Here is a 4,181-nt window from a genome sequence, read left to right as displayed (position 1 = left end):
TATAACCACGAGCGAATCCAAACGAAAGCAGGAGTGGCTCCGCTAACGCTCCGCCACTCCTGCTGAATCCTAATATCCTACACTTGGGGCTTTTTTGTACTGTCCGCACGATTTGGATCAGTTCATTCCGTGAGAGGAAATGGCGGGGGCTCTTTATGTGCCCGTTTACTTTTTTCTGGAGTGTCTCTGCAAAAAGAGCCGCAGCCACCGCATCACAAAGGCGGCGGCCAGAATGCCCCCCACCGCCCTGGGCGACGGTCTGGTCTCGATGGAGGGGAAAAGCCCCAGGGACATGCCCACCAGTACCCCTGCCAGAACCGCTACCACCACCCAGAACACAACCGCGCTTTTCTTCATCCGAGACACTTCCTTTCATCTTTCTTCTTCCCTTTTATTATAACAAAATCCGCCCGGGCTGTCACATCCTTTGCCCGATTCATCATCAAAAAATCCCCGCCTTTCCTGGGACGGAAAAGCAGGGAGGGTGGGTTATTTTCTTTTCAGCATTCCGTTTTGGCGAAGATGCCGCAGGCGGCGCGGTACATGGCTGCGCCCCAGGCCAGAGCCAGCAGGGGCGAGGCGCAGAACAGCGCCATCACCATTTCCTCGCTGACCGGGACGCCCGCAGCCCACAGCACCCCATACACGGCGGCGCACAGGGCCGCCGGAATCAGGAAGGACACCAGCAGCAAGACCCGGGCCCGTTCGGCGCCGAACCGGTACACCAGCGGGATGGCCACGCTGCCCATGGCAAAGGCCACCGCCCAGCTCACCAGAGCCAGGGCGGCCAGCTCGGCGAAGGCCTGCAGCCCCACGGTGTACTCCCCCATCACAAAGCCGCCGATGCCGCCCACCAGCAGGCCAAACAGGCTGCCCGCGGTGCAGAACACCGCCAGCACGGCATACTTGGCCAGGACGATTTCCCGGCGGGTCACCGGCATCACCAGGGCATAGGGAGTCCAGCCGGCCATGTCGTCAAACGTAAAGGTGGTCACCGTCATCATGCTGCACAGAATGGTGCACATCACCAGATAGCCGCCTGTGCCGGAGGTGGGCACAAATCCCACCGCCCATACAATTAGGATAAACAGCATCGATTTTACATTGTGTACAATGTTATACAGGTCTTTCAGCACCAGACTTTTCATTTGGACCGCTCCCCTTTCACATACAGAAGAAGGATGTCGTCGATGGTGGCGTCGTCCACTACGGCGTTTTTATACAGGCGGCGGGCCTTTTCCTTGTCGGGCACCAGGACGTCCCACTGGTAGGCCTCTTTCCGCCAGGCCAGCACGTCGGCGCTGTCCATCTGGCCGAAAACCGCTGCGCCGCACCGGACCACGCCGTAGCGGTACCGCAGCTCGTCCTTGGACTTGCAGAACATCATCTGCCCCTGGTGAATGAAGGTGATGTAATCCGCTACCTTTTCCAGGTCGGTGGTGATGTGGGAGGACATGAGGATGCTGTGTTCCTCGTCCTGGACAAACTCCAGAAACACGTCCAGCATATCGTCCCGCATCACCGGGTCCAGGCCGCTGGTGGCCTCGTCCAGAATCAGGAACTTGGGCCGGTGGCCCAGGGCCGCCGCAATGCTCAACTTGGCCTTCATTCCCTTGGACAAGCCCTTGATCTCCTTGTCTGTGGGGAGAGAAAAGCGATGCAAATACTCTTTGTAAAGGTTATCGTCCCAGTTTTTGTAGGCCTCGCTCAGAATACGGCCCACCCGGGCGGGAGTCAGGGTCTCGTAAAAGCTGATGCCATCGAACACCACCCCGATGTCCTCTTTCATCTCGGGGGCCTGGGCCAGGTCTTTGCCCCAGAAGGTCACCTTTCCCTCATCTTTATGAATCAGGTCCAGTATCGCCTTGATGGTGGTGCTCTTGCCGGCGCCGTTCTCGCCGATCAGGCCCATGATGCAGCCTCCCGGCACCGTGAAGGACACGTGGTCCAGCGTGAAGCCGTCGTACTGCTTGGTCAGGTCCTTTACCTCTAAGATCGCATCCATGGTCACTCGCCCTCCTGGTAAAACAGTGTCAGTACCTGGATCAACGTTTCCAGCGGGATGCCGCTGGTCCGGGCAATGTCGGCAGCCGCCTGCAGGTGTTCTTCGGCCTGCCGCTGCTGTTCCTCCTGATAAAAGTCCTTGTTCTGTGCCGACACAAAGCTGCCCCGTCCCACCGTGGTCTCGATGAAGCCGTCCCGCTGCAAGTCCTCATAGGCCTTCTGCACCGTGATGACGCTGACATGGGTGGATTTGGCCAGCGCCCGCATGGACGGGATGGGGTCGCCGGTCTTGAGCTCGCCGCTCATAATCATGGCCTTGATCTGAGAGGTGATCTGCTCATAGATCGGTTTGCCTGTGTTGGAGCTGATGATGATTTCCACAGCGCTCCTCCTCTGTCATTAAGTGTACTTATTGACTAAGTACATTATATTCAATCAACACAGCATTGTCAAGGGGAGCCGGCAAAAAATCCCCTTCCGGCCCGAAAGCCGAAAGGGGACGCTGCGGCTGAAATACATCGTTTCAGGCGCTGATTTCATTGTACCTGCATTCTATTTTTGTTATAATGGATCTGGAAGAATTTTCTGCCGGCATTGCATCGAAAAAAGGAGGCCCTTCCCATGCAGGGATAAATCACCCGCACACCCCATCTGCATCATCCAGAGGTGAAAGGCTATGTCCAATCCAACCATCTACCAAACATGGCGCAAGCGGCTCAATCTGATGTTGTGTGTCGCGGCCGCCGGAATGATTCTGTCCATTCTCATCATCGGCCTTGGCGGCTTTACAGCCTGGCAGCCCTTTGGGACCTGGACTGTTTTTGCTTTCGGTGGACTCAGCACCGCCAAGACCTTTATGGTTCAGGATTTGGTGCGGGCCGAAAAAGAAAACGCCCCTGTGCCCAAAGGCAAATTCCTTTTCTATGCTGTCCTGGGCATTGCTGCGGCCACCCTTTGGGTCTACATCCTGCTCCGGTTTCTGCTTTGAAAGGAGAGAAAAGCGATGACCCCTCTGTCCAAAAAGCAAAAGCGTATTCTGTTTTTCTGGATTCTTCTCACCCTACTCCTGTTCGCCTGTATTTTCGTTATCGACTTTTTCCAGCTAACCGAATGGCAGTCCCTCGGCAGTTCTATGGTGAATGTCTACGGCATCCTGTCGGCCGCGAGTGTGGTCATGTTTGTGCTAGAACATCACAACAAGCCCAAACAATCATCTGGAAAGGAGTAACTTCATGAGAAAACAGTGGATCGTTCTTGGAACCGCCATTGTCGTCTGCGCTGCCGCAGCCTGCCTCGGATATCGGCACAGCACTTCCCCGGTGCAGATCACCAACGAGGCTCTGTCTTCTCTGGCGAATGATTATAACAAAGTGCAGGCAATGGCCTACACCGGCATGGTGGAACTGGATTGGACCGATTCCATCGAGGTGGGAGGAACACTGTTCTTCCGGGTAAACGACCCGGAACTTCAGACCATGGCGGACTTCAAAGAAGTGCTGAACCGGGTCTATGTCCCATCCAAGGCGGAGGAAATCCTGTCCTACTGCACCGAGACGACGAGCGTTCTGACCGAAAAAGACGGCGTCCTCTATCGGGCGGACACCTATGAGATGGGCTGGCCTCTGGAACCAAAAGCGAATGCCGCACAGCGGGAGGGAGATACCATTACCGCAGATATCACCCTCGCCTACAATGAACCAACGCCCGGTATTCTGACCCTGCAAAAAGAGGCCGGCGTGTGGAAGATCTCCGACCTTTCCATGTAAAACAGATCCTCTGAATACAAAAACTTTGCCGCAGGGTCATGCACTTGTATGGTGCACGTTCTGCGGCAAAGTTTATTTTCTTATCGCACTAAAAACAACAAGAGAAAACCCCCGAGGATTTATCCTCAGGGGTTCTGTTAGAGAAGCCGGCATCTACCTATTTTCACAGGCCGTGTCCAGCCAACTATCTTCGGCACAAGTGAGCTTAACTTCTGTGTTCGGAATGGGAACAGGTGGGACCTCACCGTCATCGACACCGGCTGTTCAGATTTGCGTCTGAACAATCTCTCTATTCTCTTTTGGAAGGACGTGCCTTCAGAACTGAATAATAATCTGCGCTGTGCAATCAGAGTACAAGTGCTTTCAACCTGGTCAAGCCCTCGATCTATTAGTACACTCTTGCTGAATGGA

7 protein-coding genes and 1 rRNA gene are annotated in these 4,181 nt (G+C 55.1%); 3 read left to right on the top strand and 5 right to left on the bottom strand.

The features are described from left to right. Positions 1 to 165: 165 nt before the first annotated feature. From B5F27_RS15840 to B5F27_RS15825, 4 genes are all read right to left on the bottom strand, one after another. The gene (locus B5F27_RS15840; protein WP_087248113.1) at positions 166 to 357 is read right to left on the bottom strand and encodes a hypothetical protein; all 192 of its coding nucleotides are present in this window, start codon (positions 355 to 357) and stop codon (positions 166 to 168) included. 143 nt (positions 358 to 500) lie between these two features. Continuing rightward, positions 501 to 1,148, bottom strand: a complete 648-nt coding sequence (locus B5F27_RS15835; RefSeq protein ID WP_087369016.1) for an ABC-2 transporter permease — start codon at positions 1,146 to 1,148, stop codon at positions 501 to 503. Further along, on the bottom strand, positions 1,145 to 2,005 hold the full coding sequence (locus B5F27_RS15830) for an ABC transporter ATP-binding protein (RefSeq protein WP_087369015.1): 861 nt from the start codon (positions 2,003 to 2,005) through the stop codon (positions 1,145 to 1,147). The genes B5F27_RS15835 and B5F27_RS15830 overlap by 4 nt, the downstream gene beginning before the upstream one ends. A gap of 2 nt (positions 2,006 to 2,007) precedes the next feature. After that, on the bottom strand, positions 2,008 to 2,385 hold the full coding sequence (locus B5F27_RS15825) for a GntR family transcriptional regulator (protein ID WP_087248119.1): 378 nt from the start codon (positions 2,383 to 2,385) through the stop codon (positions 2,008 to 2,010). Positions 2,386 to 2,680: 295 nt separating this feature from the next. On the opposite strand from B5F27_RS15825, the gene B5F27_RS15820 reads away from it, so the two are divergent. From B5F27_RS15820 to B5F27_RS15810, 3 genes are read left to right on the top strand one after another with little or no spacing between them, the layout of a single operon-like run. Beyond that, a complete protein-coding gene (locus B5F27_RS15820) occupies positions 2,681 to 2,992 on the top strand; it encodes a hypothetical protein (RefSeq protein ID WP_087369014.1) in 312 nt (103 codons plus the stop codon). Between the two features lie 15 nt (positions 2,993 to 3,007). Continuing rightward, complete coding sequence (locus tag B5F27_RS15815; RefSeq protein ID WP_087369013.1) at positions 3,008 to 3,232, top strand: hypothetical protein; 225 nt, start codon at positions 3,008 to 3,010, stop codon at positions 3,230 to 3,232. A 4-nt stretch (positions 3,233 to 3,236) separates the two neighbouring features. Further along, positions 3,237 to 3,770, top strand: coding sequence for a hypothetical protein (locus B5F27_RS15810; protein ID WP_087369012.1), 534 nt, complete (start codon positions 3,237 to 3,239; stop codon positions 3,768 to 3,770). A 144-nt stretch (positions 3,771 to 3,914) separates the two neighbouring features. On the opposite strand, the gene rrf is transcribed toward B5F27_RS15810, so the two are convergent. Further along, positions 3,915 to 4,031 (bottom strand): 5S ribosomal RNA (gene rrf / locus B5F27_RS15805). Positions 4,032 to 4,181 lie beyond the last annotated feature (150 nt).

This window comes from Faecalibacterium sp. An192 (assembly GCF_002160175.1).
GTDB lineage: Bacteria > Bacillota > Clostridia > Oscillospirales > Ruminococcaceae > Faecalibacterium.
The sequence above is the reverse complement of the archived record's forward strand: the minus strand, read 5'-3'. Positions and strand labels throughout refer to the sequence as shown.